Consider the following 18,283-nt stretch of genomic DNA (forward strand, 5'->3'; position numbering starts at 1 on the left):
CATATCAAACCTTAGGCAATGTCTTTATCCGCAGCCTTAGCCCCGACCCATAAAAATAAAATAGCCAAGAAGACGCTGGCGCTCATCGCCCCCACCATCACCCACTGCGGCGAATGCGAATCGACCACGCCCAGCGCTGCCTCACGCGCCTGCTGGTTTTGTAAAAACATCGACAGCAGCATCACCGCCACCGATGAAATAAAGAAGCGCAGCGTGCCCGCCAAAGACGACACCGTTCCCGACATGTGCGGGAACTGAGACAGCGTGGTCGCCATCAAATTCGAGCCAATCATCGACACACAGCCAATATAACCCGCCACGCACAACACCAAGGGAATGAAGCCTAAATCAAACACCGTCACCAGCAGCATCAACACCCCCATCGTGCCCTGAATGCTCAAGCCCAGCTTGAGCATATTCATGGTGCCCAAACGGTGCACCAAGCGCGTATTCATCGTGGTCAAACTCATCATTGTGACAATATTAAAGGCAAAGAAATAGCCAAAGTTCTGCACCGATACGCCATACAGCTTAATGTAGACCACGGTACCAAAGCTCAAGAAGCTAAATAAACCCATGCTCGAAAATGCGCCGGCCAACATATAGCACAGCATTTTCTTGTGCCCAAACAGCGCAATAAAATGGCCAAAGGTTTTGGCCAAACTAAAGGGCACTCGGTACTCTTTGCGCAGCGTCTCCGGAATGTAGGCTGCCACTAAGCCCAACACCACCAAAGCACAGGCCGCCAACACCCCAAACATCACCTGCCACGGATACCAAATGATGATCCAACCGCCAATAATCGGCGCCAATAGGGGCGCCACGTTCGACACTAGGGTCACAAACGACAGCGTGCGTGAGAAGTCTTCCTTATCAAACAGGTCGCGCAGCAAGGCGTTAATCACCACCACGCACGATGCGGCTGCAAAGCCGTGCACAAAGCGCATGCCAATCAAGGCATCAATCGTCGGCGCATAGGCACAGCCAATGGTGGCCGCCATAAATGCCAAAAGGCCAAAAATAATGATGGGCTTGCGGCCAAAGCTGTCCGAAATGGGGCCGTAGACCAATTGTCCTAGACCAAAACCGGCCAGATAGCTGCCAATGGTCAGCGACACCATGCCATCAGTGGTGCCGTAGGTATGCGCAATCTCGGTAAAACTGGGTAAGTACAGATCAATCGACAGCGGCATCAGCATCGAGATGCAGCCTAAAATGAAAATCAGTCGCTTTTGATTCACGCTGCTGAGTAAGGGATGAGGCGAGGAAGAGGAAATCATATATACCTAATCAATGTGTGTCGGTGTGGGGTGTCCTTTATCAAACACAACAAAAAGCCACCTTGACGGTAGCTGTGCACTTAAAGGACGACGTGGCGTTCGAGCACCACTGGATTTATGAGGTTGCCGCGCTAAGGCGTGGGCTTAAAACAGATACATCAAGCCCACCAAGAAGGCTGCCCAAAGGCGGCAGATGGCTAGATGATGCGCTAAAAAGACGGCCCTGTCCACCCATAGGGCCAATAGCCAGCCAGCGCGAACGCAAAAAAACCTTTGTTTTTCAACAAAGGTTTTTTTAATTCTTGGCGGAGTGGACGGGACTCGAACCCGCGACCCCCGGCGTGACAGGCCGGTATTCTAACCAACTGAACTACCACTCCATTTTGGTGGGTGATGACGGAGTCGAACCGCCGACATCCTGCTTGTAAGGCAGGCGCTCTACCAACTGAGCTAATCACCCCTTGTCGCCAAGAGGAGCGTATTAAACCACATCCCCCACCCCTTGGCAAGCGTTCGCTGGTTTTTTTTAATCACAAATCATTAATCAATTGATCCGACAGCGAATATAAATCAAAAAAACCTTGCTCAACTGACCGCCAGCCCAGATAATACGGGCCTCTTTGAGCCATTACTTAGCCAATATATGGCCTAATTTATCAGCCTTAGTGTCCAAATAAAATGCATTGGCAGGATTACGCCCCACTTCAAGCGGCACTCGATCCACTACATTAATCCCCAACTCTTGCAGGGTCTTCACCTTATCGGGGTTATTGGTCATCAAACGCACCGAATCCACGCCCAAAACGTGTAGCATGTCTTTGGCTAAAGCAAAATTACGCGCATCCACCGGCAGGCCTAAAGCCACGTTGGCCTCAACCGTATCCATACCCTGATCTTGCAGCTGATAGGCGCGAATCTTATTGATTAAGCCAATGCCACGACCTTCTTGGCGTAAATACAAAATCACCCCACGGCCTAGCTCACCAACGGCCTGCATGGCCGCCTGTAGCTGCGGGCCACAGTCACAGCGCTTTGAAAACAAGGCGTCACCGGTCAAGCACTCCGAATGCAGGCGCATCAACACCGGCTCAGCAGCATCTAGTGTGCCCATGCTCAAGGCCACATGCTCCTGCCCCGTAGCCAATTCTTCAAAGCCATGCATGGTGAAGTCACCCCACTCAGTCGGCAGCCGACAGGCCGCAATGAAGTTCAAATGCACCGGTTGATTGTGCTGATTGTGTTCTGTGTGTTCCATGCCTTATCCCCTAGCCTTGCTCATCGTCTTGATCATGATCTTCTACATGCAACCACGGCATGGCAGTGATCACGGGCTCGGCCGCCAAGGCCAAGGCCACCAACCATGATTGCGTGGCCTCATCAAAGGCGTGCTTACGCTCACTCTCGGCATGCACCACGCCCACAACGGCACCGGTTTCGGTACAGATGGGCAAGCACATTTCGCTTTGGGTATTGGGATCGCGCACCTGGCTTAATTCGCCCAATGACACCCAATAAGGCACATCATCCACCACCACACCCCAGGCCGTTTTGGCCACACGACTGGCGTGATGACGCATGCTTTCTTGCTCATTCACCAGCAGCACCCCTTCGCTGGCGCGCCCCATATTGGCCATACACACCAACTCCATCTCTCCTGGCTCTGCCATGTCTGGCAGTAAAGCGTACACGCTCACGCGCAGCAAAGGGTGTCGATCGGTAATGGAATCCAAACAGGCGTTCAGCCCAGCCAAGCCGGCACGGATCTCAACCGCATCGTTTTTGAAATAGGGCAATAGATTTAAGCGCTCGCTGTCTAAGCGACCAGCGGCGTCATACACGCCATCGCTGCCCTGCAAAATCAGCGGCAGCGACAGCAAATCTGCCGTCGCCACATGGGTGTGCTGCATCGCCAAAATGGCGTTTAAAGTCATGTGGGCCACTTGTACTTCTTCCAAAGGCAGGTTAAACCCTTGGGTTTCGACATAATCTTTAACCAATACGTAGGACATTGTTTTATCTTTTAAAATGATTCATCTTCATGTAAATAGCGCCACTGCCCTTGCGGCAGCTGGCCCAGCTTAATCTTACCGATGCGGATGCGCTTCAGCCCCACCACGTGCAGGCCAACCAGCTCACACATACGGCGAATTTGGCGTTTTTTACCTTCTCGCAGCACAAAGCGCAGCTGGTCTTCATTTTGCCAAGTCACCTTAGCCGGTTGCAAAGGCTTCCCATCTAAGCTTAAGCCATGATTGAGCTTTTTCAAGCCCTCCTCGCTTAATGCACCTTCAACACGCACCAAATATTCTTTATCAATGTCTGAGGTCTCACCAATGATGCGCTTGGCCACACGGCCATCCTGAGTCAGCACTAAGAGCCCGGTTGAATCGATGTCTAGGCGCCCAGCCGGGGCCAAAGAATAGGCGTGATACTTGTCAAACTTGATTCGGCTTGGATCATCCGCCCAATGATTCGCGGCGGTGATCAAGCTAGCGGCCGTATCGTAGCCATGTTCAGCCTGAGCACTGACGTAGCCCACGGGCTTATTCAGCAAGATGGTGACGCGCGACGCCTGTTTTTGGTGCACTTGGCGATCCAGATCGATGCGATCAGCCACAGTCACTTTCTGCCCCAGCACCGCTACCGCGCCGTTTACCTTAACCCAGCCTTGTTCAATATAGCCATCAGCCTCACGGCGCGAACACAGGCCTAGCTGCGCCATGCGTTTGGACAGGCGCATCGGTTCGTTTACGTCTAATAAATCTGTCATAGTGTATTTCTATAGAAAAGTGAAGGCATCAATCCAAGCCCAAACCAAAACCAGAAAGGTCTCGTGCCATTTGTGCGGCACTGTTGTCGGTCATGCCGCCAACAAAGTCCAGAATCTTCATGTATGCCGTGTATAAATCATCATCAGGCGCCAAAGGCTCATCCTCTAATAAATCCAGAATCATGCCGTTACGCACCCCCAGCTCACCGCCGTTGACGTAGGCAAACGCGGCCGGCACCAGGGCGCCTAAAATAGCCCCAATACAGGGGAAAGAGGCAATCTCCGTCATCAGCTTGGTGCGGTGACGATAGATTTTTTGACGAGCCAACTCCTTGGCCTGAAATAAGGCCTCTTGGATGGGCTCACTGCTGATGCTGAGTAAATCTTTGGGCACAAACGTCCCGTTCAGCAACTCTTGCTGATGCAGCATAAATTTTTGCGCCACGTCGTCAATCGCCTTGCCGATGGCAATGCCGCGCAGCATGGCGCAGCGCTGACGCGAGCTTTGCGCCTGCCACGTGCGCTCAGTAGACGTCACTCTGGCCAAAATCTTTTCAAACTCGAGGTCTTCAATCAAACCAATTTCAACTGCATCCTCTAAATCCAACAACGCATAGCAAATATCGTCGGCCGCCTCCATCAAATACGATAGCGGATGGCGCGCCCAGCGGTTCGCTGCCAGCTCAGGCAGCCCCAAGTCGGCGGCCACGGTCCGAATAAAGCTTAATTCGGTTTGGTAAATATTAAATTTCTGGCCACGTCCGTGTGGGTCGGCACTGGTCCAGGGGTATTTCAACAATGCCCCTATCGTGGCCGCGCTCAAGCGCATGCCGCCACGGTTACGGTACATTTCGGTACTCGCTACCAGCCGTAAGCTGTTGGCGTTGCCTTCATAGGTACTGACGTCGGCACACTGATCGTCGGTCAAGCCAGTTAAATAATGTCGCTGCGCCGGGTCTCGAAACCAAGCCCGCAGAGCCTCTTCGCCCGTGTGGCCAAAAGGTGGATTGCCCAAATCGTGGGCCAAACAGGCCACTTGCACAATCGCCCCAATGTCTGAAGCTCGATTGGCCTCAGGCAAAAAGCCGCCGGAGCGCATCATCACCCCAACCCGATTCCCCAAGCTGCGGCCTACGCTGGCCACCTCAACGCTGTGGGTCAAACGGTTATGGGTGTGATCATGTTTAGCAAACGGATGCACCTGAGTCTTACGCCCCAGCCGGCGAAACGCCCCCGAAAACACCACGCGGTCGTAATCGATGTGAAAATCAGTGCGTAAGGCGTCCACGCCTTCCAGCGTAGACGGCGTACTGGTCGGCACAATCTGCCCTTGTGGCGAGGTTTTATAACGCTGGGCGCTTAATAATTGCGCCCAACGCATACGGGTCGCGTCAGTCGTTTGGGTCACTCAGCCTCCTCATGGTTTACTTAGCGTTTAAGGCCTCAACAATGCGGGCCGCCACTGCGGTCACGGCCACGTTCTCAGAAGCCTCAGCACGGCGCTGCTTGTATTCCACTTCGCCATTGGCTAAGGCGCGATCGCCAATCACCACGCGATGGGGAATCCCCAACAGCTCAGAATCGGCCAGCAACACGCCGGCACGTTCATCTCTATCGTCCAGCAACACATCCACACCAGCCGCCACAAGCTCGGCATACAGCGCATCGGCTGCAGCCTTCACGGTTTCGCTCTTACGGTAGTTCATTGGCACAATCACGGTGCTGAACGGTGCCATGGTGTCGGTAAAAATCATGCCCTTATCGTCAAAGCCTTGCTCAATCGCCGCCGCCACAATACGCGTTACGCCAATGCCGTAACAGCCCATTTGCATGTATTGGCTTTTACCGTTTTGATCCAAGAACGTCGCGTTCATGGATTCAGAATATTTGGTGCCTAATTGGAACACGTGGCCGACTTCAACCCCACGCACTAGCTTCAATACGCCTTGACCACAAGGGCTAGGGTCGCCGTCAATCACGTTACGCAAATCAGCAAACTCAGGCTCAGCCGCATCGCGGCCAAAGTTAAAGCCGGTGTAATGCTGGTCGTTTTCATTGGCGCCCACCACGGTGTCGGCACTTAAGGCCACGGCAAAATCAGCGTACACCTTACCCTTAAAGCCTACAGGGCCCAAAGAGCCACCTGAAGCACCAAAGGCAGCCTGAATAGCGGCATCGTTGGCAAAAGTCAGCGGGCTTTTCACGCCGGCCAATTTTTCGGCCTTCACTTCATTGAGCTGATGGTCCCCGCGCAGCAACAGCAGCACTGGCTCATCGCCTTCTTCTGCCTCAACCACCACGGCCTTAACCGTCGCCTCAATGGCCACGTTCAAAAACGCCACTAGGTCAGCAATGGTGCGTACGCCTGGCGTGTGTACTTTAGTCAACGCCGCCGCAGCCGGCGCACGTTCGCCCTGAGGCATCAAGGTCGCAGCCATTTCTAAGTTGGCCGCGTAATCTGATTCGGTGCTGTACGCAATTAAGTCTTCGCCGCTTTCAGCCAAAACTTGGAATTCATGCGAGTGGCTGCCGCCAATGGTGCCGCCGTCGGCGGCCACGGGACGGTACACCAAGCCTAGGCGATCAAAGATGCGGCAATAAGCGTCGTACATCTTTTGATAAGACACCGCCATAGCGGCTTCATCCACGTCAAAAGAATAGGCGTCTTTCATCACAAACTCACGGGCGCGCATCACGCCAAAACGCGGGCGCACTTCATCGCGAAATTTAGTTTGTACCTGATAAAAATTCAACGGCATTTGCTTATAGCTGTTGATTTCTTTACGAGCGATGTCGGTAATCACTTCCTCATGGGTTGGGCCCACACAAAAATCGCGCTCGTGACGATCTTTCACGCGCAGCAGTTCTTTGCCGTAAAAATCCCAGCGTCCAGACTCTTGCCACAGCTCAGCAGGCTGTACCGCCGGCATCAATAGCTCGACAGCACCGGCACGGTTCATTTCTTCACGCACCACGGCCTCAACCTTACGCATCACGCGTAGGCCCATCGGCATCCAAGAATACAAACCTGACGCAATACGTTTGACAAACCCTGCGCGCAACATCAACTGATGGCTAGGCAACTCCGCTTCTGCGGGTGCATTTTTCAAAGTAGAAATAAAAAATTGACTGGATTTCATGAGGTTCATTTCGAAATATAAACAAGTATGCCCAATTGTACCGTAATCAGGCTCCATTACCTACCAGCCTACCCCTGTTTGCAGCCTATTTTTAAATCAAGCAATATTTTAACCAACAGGGGCTTGACAAATGGGCTTTATACACATGGACTAAGCATTGCTTATAAATCAGGCAAAGTAAGGCGCTACAAAACTACCCAAAACCCCAAAAACACCATAACCTTATGTTTTAAAACGTATTTTAAAAAAGTTCATTTTTTAAGCAATATTAGAATATTGCTTGGTTTCATTGTCTTTTTCAGGGCTATACCCACTTTACACACAAACTTATCCACAGATATTGTGGACAACTTAAGCCTTAAAAATAACCCACAGAAACGCAAAGCATTAGCCGAATCCATCTGATTCAGCCTTAGTTTTGGCATAAGTATTCACTCAGCGCCACAGAAAATTGAACCGATAAAGATAATGGTTTATCGTATCGCTCCCTATTCTCTATTCTCTTTTTTACGCCTACGGCGTAGGCCCTTAAGCGTAGGGTGGGTCGTGACCCACGCGGGTTTTAAATGTGGGCACGTGAGCACGTTAGGAGTGGTGGGTAGGCTACGCTTTACCCACCCTACGCGACGGTCAATAATCCATGGTTTGTTGGCCATTTATAGGGTGGTGTAAAGCGCAGCGTGCCCACCGTTTTGATGGTAATCGATCTCTAAAACCAAAACCCCGTGGGTTGCGACCTACCCTACGGCCACATCTCGCGCCGCCAAAAAATCCCCCTCACGCTTAGCCTAAGCGTCTGATATCATTAAGTCATCAAATTCATTATTTAAGATCCATCATTTAAGATTCATCACTTAGGCAGGAGGCATGCATGACTCAAAAAAACATCGTCATCGCCGGCGGCGGCATTGCTGGCATAGAGCTGGCCACTCGGCTGAGCAAAACCCTACACCGCAGCGCCCATCAGATCCACCTGATCGATAAAAGCCAGCTGCACACGTGGAAGCCTATGCTGCACATGTTTGCCGCCGGCTCAACCACGCCGCAAGAGCAAGGCATCTCCTTTGTTAATCACGCTAAAAGCCATCGCCTCCAATATCATCCAGGCGAAGTCAGCCACATTGATCGGCCCAATAAAACCCTCACCCTCAGCCCTTATGACAGCCCGCTGGGGATGAGAATCTTACCCGAACGTACCCTCACCTACGATTATTTGATTTTGTGTTTGGGCAGCTGTGCCAATGACTACGGCACCCCCGGCATCAAAGAACACGCCCACACCATAGACGACTTAAAGCAGGCCACCGATTTTTTTGAAAAACTCACCGCCATCACCATTAAAGCCGCCACTAATAAGCAAAAATACCCCATCGTGGTGGTCGGTGCAGGCCCGACCGGCGTCGAGCTGTGCGGCGAAATGATGCGTTTTTTAGAAAATGCTTCGGCCTACACCGACGAACCGCTCACCCGCTACATTGACATCACCTTGATTCAGGGCGACAGCCGCATCCTGCCGACGTTTACCGAAGACGTCAGCCATCACGCCCAGTTAGCGCTGGAAAAAGTCGGCGTGCGCGTCATCCTCAACCAAAACGTCACGTCGGTGGCCGCCGACAGCCTCACCTTGTCCAACGGTGAGCGCATTGACGCCCACCAAACCGTTTGGACCGCCGGCGTGAAGGCCCCTGCTCTAATGCACAGCTTAGAAGGCGTCGAGCTGACCCGCACGCAGCAGCTGGTGGTGACCGACCACTTTCAAGCCACCACCGACCCAACCTTGTTTGCCATCGGCGACTGCAGCAGCATCAAAAGCAATCCTTTGCCGCCTACGGCTCAGGTCGCTCGCCAGCAGGCCATTTACCTCAGCACCTATTTCTTGGACATCATCCTCGGCCAAACGCCGAAAAAACCATTTGTCTACCATGACAATGGCTCCTTAGTCACCATCGGGCGCTACGCTTCATTTGGCGTGTTTGGCGGCACCAGCCGCCTCAAAGGCCGCTCATTTAAAGGCCTCGCGGCCAGCATTGCCCACATTGGCCTCTATCGCCTGCACCAAATGACGGTTTTGGGCTTTTGGCGCTCAGCCGCCGCATGGAGCTCTGAAAAGCTTAACCAGCTGGCAAAACGTTAAGCTAATGAGTTAGCCACAGCCACCCGCTGCCTATTAATGTGGGTGGCTGTGGCAGCCTGTCGCCGAATGCGGCCAGAAAGCCACACTTAGGCAGCCTTTCTAAGCGCCTAAGCATTAGACAAGAATCATGCCGTTTACTCTGGCCATTGGCAGCATCCTGAGCCGATCTGCCTACGAGCAGCCAGATCTGGGCCAAAACGGCAAAGCCCACAGTAGAAGTTTTTGTCTTCAGCCGTTTTCTGCATCCACCCCCATGCGGCATACCGGCCTAAAAGCTTTACCATAGTGGTTTACTGAACACTCTAAAGGCAACCACATGACTCCTTACTCCATCCTGCGCACCTGGCTATGCCTGCTGATTCTGCTGCTGAGCGGCCTCTCCAGCACGGCGTATGCCGGCGCCCGCCTAGACACCATCTTGGCGCAAAAAACCCTACGCGTGGGCACGCCTGGCGACTACCGGCCTTTTGCCATACTGCAAGACGGCCAATACAGCGGCCTAGACATTGATTTAATTCAGCTCATGGCGGCCGAACTTGGCGTTAAGGTTGAATTTGTGCCGACCAGCTGGCCTAAGCTGATGGCCGATTTTGAGGCCGATCAATTTGACGTTGCCGTCGGCGGCATCAGCCGCAACGTCCACCGCGTCACCAAAAGTGCGTTTTTACCAGGCTATGCCCCCTTTGGCAAAGTGGCGCTGATTCGCGCCGCCGACAAGGCCAAATACACCAGCGTCGAACGCCTCAACCAGCCCGATGTGCGCGTGATTAAAAACCCAGGCGGCACCAACGAACAGTTTGTCTTGGCTCATTTGGACAAAGCACGCATCAGCACCCACGCCTTAAACGCCGAAATCCCCAACCTAATCGCCACTGGCGTGGGCGACGTGATGATTACCGAAACCTATGAAGCGCTGCTGTACGCCAAGAAAGAGCCGCGCCTATACGCCGCCTTCGTCGACCAGCCCCTTACCAAGGTCAACACGCTGGGCTTTATGCTGCAAAAAGACGATGCTGATTTTGTACGCACCATGACCTTCATTTGGTCGCTGTTAGACAGCCAAGGCACCTTAAAAGAAACCAGCGACCGCTGGCTCAAATAACCTCAATAAAGCAATGTTTAAGCCCCTAGTCATTTTGGATGACTAGGGGCTTTTCACTTTTTCGCATGGTTTATCGCCATCGTGTAGGGTGGCCAAAGCGCAGCGTGCCCACCGCCGTCAACGTGATCGTCCGCTAAAACCCAATCCCGCGTGAGTCGCGACCCACCCTACGCCTAAGGGCCAACACGGTAGCCGTAAAATAGGTTGAACAACGGCACAATAAATCATGGTTTATTGGCCAATAAGGTATTCCTTCCAATGTTGGAACGACGCTAATGCTTCGGTTATATCGCTATTGATTAAAGGTTGCCTTTCGCCTGTAGGCGACATACTTTCTTTTGCGTGGCCAAAAGAAAGTACGCAAAGAAAAGGCCACCCCTGCTTATTCGCCCCCTTCTTTGAAGGGGGTTCCCTCGGCGGAACCTATTGGCCCAGCGCGTGCAAAAGTGGCGCCCTCCTATAAAAGCGCGGTCGGCCGCCACAAGCGTCTTGCCCGCTTCATCTGGTCCAATAGAACCCGTCTCGGCGACTAAAAGGGGACGGGTACTTCACTGAGGGGCTGAGGTGGTGAGATGAAATTAATATTAGTAAATCCACACACTTTAAACTCAAACCTAAAGGGTTATTTTTAGATAATTAAACATGACATTTTTTATCTTTTTCTTTGTGAAAGCTGAAACATCACTCACCTAACTCTAAGCTCACCGCGTATCCTTTTAAGTGAAGTACCGTCCCCTTTTTAGCCGCCGAGGCGGTTCGTGCAGGGCCGGGGCGGTTAAGGCAAGCATGTTTGAGTATTTGGCCGAAGGCTCAAATATGAGTTCTTGCCGCCGGCAATGCGCGGGCCAACGAGGGCACCCGCGTAGCGGGCGGATAAAGTGGGGTGTTTTTTCTTTGCTTCGTTTCTTTTGGACATCCAAAAGAAATGACGTCGCCCAAGGGGCGAAACAAAACGACTAATCAATAGCGAAATAGCCGAAGCATTATGAAACAAATGATTCAAAACGGTGGACACGCTACGCTTTACCCACCCTACGCGACGGTCAATAAACCATCCTTAGATACAAGCCTCAACACGCCTTAATTATAGACGTCTTTACGTCCATAATAACCAAAACTTTGGCGTATATAACTAAAAGGCCTGTAGATAAGCCTAATCAATCTTTTACAAACCAAGCGCTTATCCCTTAGAGTCATCCCCATCAATGATCCCATAAAACATAAGGAAACCAATCCATGGTGACCCACACCCATCACGTCTGTTGCCCGCGCTAAACCATTCAGCACATCTGTGAATTTTTTAGTCAATAAGGACCCATCATGAGCTTAGCCACCCTCCCCCTATTAGATTTCAGCCAATACCGCGCCGGCGGCAGCGAACGCGAACGCTTTTTAACCGACTTACGCACCGCCGCCCACGAAGTAGGCTTTTTTTACCTCAGCGGCCACGGCATAGCACCACAGCTGGTGCAGCAAGTCTACGACATGACCCAAGCCTTTTTCAACCTGCCTTTAGCTGACCGCTTGGCCGTGCGTATGGTGTACTCGCCTCACTTTCGCGGCTACACTAATCTGCAAGGCGAGCTGACCCGCGGTAAACCTGACAGTCGCGAACAATTTGACATCATGTCTGAAGACATTGCCCTCAACACGCTGTCGCCCCAAACCCCGTGGCTACAGCTACAGGGGCCAAACCAGTGGCCTAGCCAGTTGCCCGACATGGCCGATATCTTACTGACTTGGCAACGCCGCCAAACCGAGCTGTCTTTAGAATTGCTGCAAGCGTTTGCACTGGCTTTAGCCCAGCCCAAAGACGTGTTTCAAGACACCGTGGCGCCACAGCCTTTTGTGCATTCTAAAATCATTCACTATCCGGGTATGGCCAATAGCGAACAAGGCGTAGGCGCCCACAAAGACGCAGGCTATCTGACCTTTGTGCAGCAATACGATCAAGCCGGCCTAGAAGTCTTGATGGGCGATGAGTGGGTGTTGGCCAAACCCATTCCTAACACCTTCGTCGTCAACATTGGTGAACTATTAGAATTAGCCTCGAATGGTTACTTAAAGGCCACCATGCACCGCGTGGTCAGCCCCGAACCGGGCCGCAATCGCTTTTCCTCAGCCTATTTTATGAGCGCCCGTCTTGACGCTACCGTGCCGCTATTGAAGCTGCCACAGCATTTAGCCGCAGCCGCCACGGGCCCCAGCAGCGACCCCAATAATCCGCTGTTCTACCAAGTTGGCCAAAACACCTTAAAAGGCCGCCTACGCTCTCATCCCGACGTCGCGCAAAAACATTATGCACACGTCTTGTCGATGTGATAGATTCAAAGAGATTTAAGTAAAAATAAAACAACACCAAACCCGACAGAAAGCTTCCCAATGAAATTCAGAACCATGGTCATCCACGCGGGGCGCGTGGCCGACACGACCAACACGCCGTTAAACACGCCCTTGTATTTAAGCAGCACTTTTAGCTATCCCAGCACTGAAGCCGGCAAAGCCCGCTTCTCTGGTCAAGAGCCTGGCTATTTTTACAGCCGCATGGGCAATCCCACCGTGACCGACCTTGAAGTGAAGCTGGCCGCCCTAGAGGGCGCCGACAGCGCCATGGCCGTTTCCAGCGGCATGGCCGCCACCAGCAGCACGCTATACGCCCTCACCAACCACGGTGATGAGGTCGCTTTTGTGGCACCGCTATACGGCGGCACCGATGCTTTTTTACAGCAAACCCTGACCCGCGCCGGCGTCACCCTCACCAGCTACGCCAGCGACGATGACTTATTGGCCAACATCAAGCCCAATACCAAAGTCATTCTGTTCGAACCGTTGACGAATCCCACTCTCAAAGTGGTGGACACGCGCAAAGTCGTGGCCGCGGCCAAGAAAGTCGGTGCCCTCACCGTTTGCGACAACACCTTTTATACCCCCTACCTTTTCCGCCCATTGGCTTTAGGCGTAGACGTGGTGGTGCACAGTGCAACCAAGTATCTATGCGGCCACGGTGACGTGATCGCTGGGGTCATCGCCGGTGGTGAGACCTTAATGCAAAAAATCCGCACGGTGGCGGCCAAACACATTGGCTCCACCATCAGCCCTAGCGATGCTTATTTACTGCTGCGCGGCCTAAAAACGCTGCCGCTACGAATGGATGCCCACATCGCAGGCGCCGCCAAGGTCGCCGACTATTTAAGCCAGCAAGCTGGCATTAAGACAGTCTATTTTCCTGGCCTAAGCGATCACCCAGGCCATGCCGTGGTCAGCGACACCGTCGGCCACTATGGCGCCATGATCAGCTTCGAGCTAGAGGGTGGCTTTGTGGCCGTAGCCAAGCTGTTGGATCAGCTTAAGCTCTTCACCCAGGCCGTAAGCCTAGGCGACCTAGAAAGCTTGATCTGCCACCCAGCCAGCACCACCCACGCCATCATGAGTGAAGCCGATCGCTTAGCCTCCGGCGTCACCGAGGGTTTAGTGCGCGTCAGCATTGGGGTTGAAGATGCAGACGACTTGATCGACGATTTCAAACAGGCCTTCGCCCAGGCCTTAGGCGCCTAAACTCAGACACAACAGGCCTTTAGGCCTGTTTTTTGTAAGCCACAATGCAGCCACATGACGCCACCGTTAGTCAAAATGATTAATAAGGGTTATCATGTTCTTTTACCTAATGAGAATCAATCGTATGAGCTCCTGGTTAGTCTACGCCCTACTGTCTGCCTTTACCGCCTCATTGGTGGCTATTTTTGGCAAAATTGGCCTTCAAAATTTAGACGCCAACACCGCCACCGCCGTGCGCTCAGTCATCATGGCGTTGTTCTTAGTCGGCGTCGTCATCGCCCAAGGGAAGTTCAATATGGTGTCGGAAGTGCTGGCCGATAAAAAAGCGCTGAGCTTCATTGTCATGAGCGGCATTGCTGGCGCCCTGTCATGGCTGTTTTACTTCATGGCGCTTAAAAATGGTCAGGTGTCTCAGGTAGCTCCCATCGACAAACTCAGCGTGGTGTTTTCAGTCATTTTGGCCTTTGTGCTGTTTGGTGAAACCCTCAGCCTCGTGGCCGGCGTGGGCGTGGGCATGATCGCCATCGGTGCCTTGCTGGTGGCCATAGGTTAAGGCCTCTTTATTGCAGAAAACGGCGCCTAAGCGCCGTTTTTTTATGCCCCAAAATCATGCCCTGAGGCCGGCATAGAGTGGGCCCATATGGCCGTGTAGATAAGCATGAAAATAAGCCATACCCGCCTCCAACGGTTGCTGATAAGGGCCACCATCCTCTTCTTGGCGCCGATACAGGGCTTTTCGACCAGCCTGCATCCGTAAGCCAATCACATCGTCTTCAGCCGCCGTTTCTAAATAGGCCTTCATGCTCTGCTCGCGCCAATGCTCGCCCTCAGGATGCGCCGCTAAATCAGCAAGGTGATAAAACGCCATGATGTTGGTGGACGCCGCCACGCCCTGTGGATAGACCGTCGAAACCACCACCATCATCGGATACCATTCCACCATCACATTTGGATAAATCAACAGCCACATCGCCGCGGCCTCGGGCAGCTGGCCTTGGTAATAAGTCTGCATGCCGACAAACCAATCGTAGTAGGCTTGGCTATGGCGCGCTTCGGGCACCTTCGGCGTAAATCCAACCACTTGTAAGCTCCAGTCATGCCCAAAAGACCAGTCAATGGCCTCACAGGAGACAAAGTGGCCCAAACCAGGATGAAACGGCACTACATGATAGTCTTCTAAATAAACCTCAATAAACGCTTTCCAGTTGTAGCCTGCACTGCTGTGAACCTCACGGGTAAACGTATAGTCATCCAAGGCAAAACGCGACGCCAACGCGCTCGGTAACGACAGCGGCGCCACACCCGGCGGTAGGCGCCACTGTAGACCCGCCCAATCGTAGAGCGTATGCTCAGCCAAATGTAATAAGGGGTTAGTGGGAAAGTGTGGCGCCAGCAGCAGGCGCCCATCGTGGCGATAAGTCCAGCGGTGTAATGGGCAAGTGAAGGTACGGGCATGACCACGACCCTCTAAAATCAATGCTTGACGGTGGCGACACACGTTCGAGAGCAGCCTAAGCCCCGCTGCCGTGTGCACTAAAACCAAACCAGGATCGTGGGCTAAAACGTGGTAGTCATGGCACTCAGGCACCATCCGTTCGTGGCCTGCATACTGGGGAGACTGACCAAACAGGCGCTGCTGTTCTGCGGCAAACACCGCCTCATCAAAATACGCCGCAATCGGCACCGATGCCACAGCCTGAGGCTGTCTGAATGTTGCGTGCATGCCGCCCTCCTAACGCCGAATCAACCACCTCCCCACCTGGCACTCGCCAGATACTCTGCCCACTATCCCACCATTAAAATGCCAAAACAATATTTAATTAACCCCAACGTCATTTTGATCGGTTTGCGTTGTCAATGCGCCACAGCTATGTCGTGGCCATAAAAAAACGAGCCCCTAGCGGGCTCGTTAGCGTTAATCGTTCATCAACCTATTTAGCTCAGGTCGCTGCCACCCACGGTGAGGCCAGCATCAATACGCATGGTAGGCTGGCCCACGCCAACCGGCACGCTTTGGCCTTCTTTACCGCACACGCCCACGCCGCTGTCCAACGCCATGTCGTTGCCGATCATGCTGACATGATTCATGACTTCAGGGCCATTGCCCACAATGGTGGCGCCCTTAACCGGATGAGTCAGGCGACCATTTTCAATACGCCAAGCTTCTGAGGCGCTGAACACAAACTTACCGCTGGTGATGTCGACCTGCCCGCCACCAAAGTTCACCGCATAAATGCCGTTTTGTACTGACGCGATGATTTCATCTGGCTCATACTCGCCAGACTGCATATAGGTATTGGTCATGCGGGGCATGGGAATAGATGCATAGCTTTCACGACGACCATTGCCCGTAATCGACTGGCCCATCAAACGTGCATTCATTTCATCTTGCATATAGCCAACCAGCACACCGTCTTCGATCAGTGTGGTGGCCTGAGTCATATTGCCCTCATCGTCCATATTCAAAGAACCACGGCGCTCAGACAAGGTGCCGTCATCCAAAATGGTGACGCCCTTGGCGGCCACCTGCTGGCCCATTTTGTCGCTGAAGGCGCTGGTGCCCTTACGGTTAAAGTCACCCTCTAAGCCATGGCCTACGGCCTCATGCAGCAATACGCCTGGCCAGCCGCTGCCCAACACCACAGTCATCTCTCCCGCAGGCGCAGGCTTGGCGTCTAGGTTGGTCACTGCCTGAGTCACGGCATTGTGGACGTATTCGGCCAGTTTTTCATCGCTGAAATAGGCTAAATCAAAACGACCACCGCCACCGCTGCTGGCCTGCTCTTTGCGGCCATTTTGCGACACAATCACCATCACGGACACCCGTACCAAAGGTCGAATGTCGGCGTTTTGTTTGCCATCCAAACGCGCCAACAACACCGTGTCGTATTCACACGAGAGGCTGGCCATCACCTGAGTGACGCGAGGATCCGCCGCACGAGCCATTTGATCAACACGAGTCAACAAGGCTACTTTTTGGGCGGCCGCCAAAGATAAAATTGGATTATTCGGTGCATACAGCTGACGACTGTCTTGTCGCGTGGCCACCGCCACCGTTTGCGTCTGCCCTGCTTGGGCAATGGCACGTACCGCTAAGGCTGCCTGCTGTAGGCTGTCTTCGTTAATCGCATCAGCATAGGCGAAAGCGGTTTTGTCGCCGCTCACCGCGCGCACGCCCACGCCTTGATCGATATTGAAGCTACCTGCCTTCACGATGCCTTCTTCTAACTGCCAGCTCTCATTAATCGTGTGTTGAAAATAAAGGTCGGCATAGTCGACCTGATGCGCACCAATCAAGCCTAGGGCCGAAGCCAAATGGGCTGATGAAAGTTGATTTTGAGCCAGTAATTGCGTCGATGCCAAATCAAAAGAAGACGACATGAAAAGCCTTTTAAATAATAAAAACGTAAGCCCTAATCATAAAGCCCCACACTGATAAAAGCCACTCCTTTACGCTATTTCAATGAGGCCAACGAAATGGTTTGATGCGCCAAGGCCGGCAAACGGGTTCGAATCGACTGTAACTGCTTCATGCTCACCGTGCCCATTACCAAGCCCTCACCTTCAGCCAACACATCGACGATGTCGCCCCAAGGATCGATCAACATAGAATGACCAAAAGTACGGCGGCCATTTGAATGAGTACCGCCTTGAGCACTGGCCAATACATAGCATTGATTCTCAATGGCGCGGGCGCGCAGTAAAATTTCCCAGTGTGCTTTGCCGGTGGTATAGGTAAAGGCCGCAGGCAAGACCAATAGATCAAACGGCGCCTGCACGCGGAAAAATTCAGGGAAGCGTAAGTCATAGCAAATGCCTTGGGCGATGCTTAACTGACCATCCAACACGCTCAGCTCAGGGGTTTTGGTGCCAGGCAAGATGGTGTCTGCCTCATCGTAACGCTCACCCAAACCGCTGAAACCGAACAGATGGACTTTGTCATAACGCCCCACCAAAGCGCCGCTGGCATCGTAGGTTAGTAAGGTATTGAGTACGTGGGCCGAGCTTTTGCTTTGCAGCGGAATGCTCCCCGCCATCAGCACAATCTCCAGCCGCTGGGCCAGCTGGCTTAAGGCCGACTGAATCGGGCCGGAGCCAAAAGGTTCAGCCAAGGCCAGCTTGTCCTGATCGGTGTGGCCAAAAATAGGCCAATATTCAGGCAACACCACCAGCTGAGCGCCCTTAGCCGCAGCCTCTTCCACCAAGGACTGCATCCGCGCCCAATTGCTGGGATAGTCGTGCCCAGAGACCATTTGCACCGCCGCTACTTTGATTTTATCCATTGCTCTATTTCCTTTTTTG

The 18,283-nt window shown here is 52.9% G+C and carries 14 protein-coding genes and 2 tRNA genes; 5 read left to right on the plus strand and 11 right to left on the minus strand.

Annotated features, from left to right (window positions below):
- Nucleotides 1–11 precede the first annotated feature (11 nt).
- The 8 genes from AB8Q18_10770 to AB8Q18_10805 form a co-directional block, all read right to left on the minus strand.
- Nucleotides 12–1,280, minus strand: coding sequence for a Bcr/CflA family multidrug efflux MFS transporter (locus AB8Q18_10770; GenBank protein XDZ50670.1), 1,269 nt, complete (start codon nucleotides 1,278–1,280; stop codon nucleotides 12–14).
- Between the two features lie 303 nt (nucleotides 1,281–1,583).
- A tRNA-Asp gene (locus tag AB8Q18_10775) sits at nucleotides 1,584–1,660 on the minus strand.
- Nucleotides 1,661–1,664: 4 nt separating this feature from the next.
- Nucleotides 1,665–1,740, minus strand: a tRNA-Val gene (locus tag AB8Q18_10780).
- A gap of 168 nt (nucleotides 1,741–1,908) precedes the next feature.
- Nucleotides 1,909–2,535: a GTP cyclohydrolase II gene (gene ribA / locus AB8Q18_10785; GenBank protein XDZ50671.1), complete on the minus strand. Its 627-nt coding sequence runs from the start codon at nucleotides 2,533–2,535 to the stop codon at nucleotides 1,909–1,911.
- Nucleotides 2,536–2,545: 10 nt separating this feature from the next.
- On the minus strand, nucleotides 2,546–3,289 hold the full coding sequence (locus tag AB8Q18_10790) for a hypothetical protein (protein ID XDZ50672.1): 744 nt from the start codon (nucleotides 3,287–3,289) through the stop codon (nucleotides 2,546–2,548).
- 11 nt (nucleotides 3,290–3,300) lie between these two features.
- Nucleotides 3,301–4,050 carry a pseudouridine synthase gene (locus tag AB8Q18_10795; protein XDZ50673.1) on the minus strand — a complete coding sequence of 250 codons (750 nt, stop codon included), beginning with the start codon at nucleotides 4,048–4,050 and terminating at the stop codon, nucleotides 3,301–3,303.
- A gap of 28 nt (nucleotides 4,051–4,078) precedes the next feature.
- On the minus strand, nucleotides 4,079–5,431 hold the full coding sequence (locus tag AB8Q18_10800) for a deoxyguanosinetriphosphate triphosphohydrolase (GenBank protein ID XDZ52922.1): 1,353 nt from the start codon (nucleotides 5,429–5,431) through the stop codon (nucleotides 4,079–4,081).
- Between the two features lie 43 nt (nucleotides 5,432–5,474).
- Nucleotides 5,475–7,190: a proline--tRNA ligase gene (locus tag AB8Q18_10805; GenBank protein ID XDZ50674.1), complete on the minus strand. Its 1,716-nt coding sequence runs from the start codon at nucleotides 7,188–7,190 to the stop codon at nucleotides 5,475–5,477.
- Between the two features lie 871 nt (nucleotides 7,191–8,061).
- Between AB8Q18_10805 and AB8Q18_10810 the strand changes: the two genes are divergently transcribed.
- The 5 genes from AB8Q18_10810 to AB8Q18_10830 all read left to right on the plus strand — a co-directional run bounded on the left by AB8Q18_10810 (nucleotide 8,062) and on the right by AB8Q18_10830 (nucleotide 14,534).
- A complete protein-coding gene (locus tag AB8Q18_10810) occupies nucleotides 8,062–9,324 on the plus strand; it encodes an NAD(P)/FAD-dependent oxidoreductase (GenBank protein XDZ50675.1) in 1,263 nt (420 codons plus the stop codon).
- Between the two features lie 316 nt (nucleotides 9,325–9,640).
- Complete coding sequence (locus AB8Q18_10815; protein ID XDZ50676.1) at nucleotides 9,641–10,426, plus strand: transporter substrate-binding domain-containing protein; 786 nt, start codon at nucleotides 9,641–9,643, stop codon at nucleotides 10,424–10,426.
- A 1,320-nt stretch (nucleotides 10,427–11,746) separates the two neighbouring features.
- Nucleotides 11,747–12,748, plus strand: a complete 1,002-nt coding sequence (locus AB8Q18_10820; GenBank protein XDZ50677.1) for an isopenicillin N synthase family dioxygenase — start codon at nucleotides 11,747–11,749, stop codon at nucleotides 12,746–12,748.
- A 60-nt stretch (nucleotides 12,749–12,808) separates the two neighbouring features.
- Nucleotides 12,809–13,981 carry a PLP-dependent aspartate aminotransferase family protein gene (locus tag AB8Q18_10825; GenBank protein XDZ50678.1) on the plus strand — a complete coding sequence of 391 codons (1,173 nt, stop codon included), beginning with the start codon at nucleotides 12,809–12,811 and terminating at the stop codon, nucleotides 13,979–13,981.
- 124 nt (nucleotides 13,982–14,105) lie between these two features.
- Complete coding sequence (locus AB8Q18_10830; protein XDZ50679.1) at nucleotides 14,106–14,534, plus strand: EamA family transporter; 429 nt, start codon at nucleotides 14,106–14,108, stop codon at nucleotides 14,532–14,534.
- Between the two features lie 54 nt (nucleotides 14,535–14,588).
- On the opposite strand, the gene AB8Q18_10835 is transcribed toward AB8Q18_10830, so the two are convergent.
- From AB8Q18_10835 to AB8Q18_10845, 3 genes are all read right to left on the minus strand, one after another.
- Nucleotides 14,589–15,704, minus strand: a complete 1,116-nt coding sequence (locus AB8Q18_10835; protein ID XDZ50680.1) for an SRPBCC family protein — start codon at nucleotides 15,702–15,704, stop codon at nucleotides 14,589–14,591.
- Between the two features lie 212 nt (nucleotides 15,705–15,916).
- On the minus strand, nucleotides 15,917–17,362 hold the full coding sequence (tldD, locus tag AB8Q18_10840; protein ID XDZ50681.1) for a metalloprotease TldD: 1,446 nt from the start codon (nucleotides 17,360–17,362) through the stop codon (nucleotides 15,917–15,919).
- A 74-nt stretch (nucleotides 17,363–17,436) separates the two neighbouring features.
- Nucleotides 17,437–18,264, minus strand: a complete 828-nt coding sequence (locus AB8Q18_10845) for a carbon-nitrogen hydrolase family protein (GenBank protein XDZ50682.1) — start codon at nucleotides 18,262–18,264, stop codon at nucleotides 17,437–17,439.
- Nucleotides 18,265–18,283: the final 19 nt, after the last annotated feature.

It is taken from the genome of Neisseriaceae bacterium CLB008 (assembly GCA_041228285.1).
Classification (GTDB): domain Bacteria; phylum Pseudomonadota; class Gammaproteobacteria; order Burkholderiales; family Neisseriaceae; genus JAGNPU01.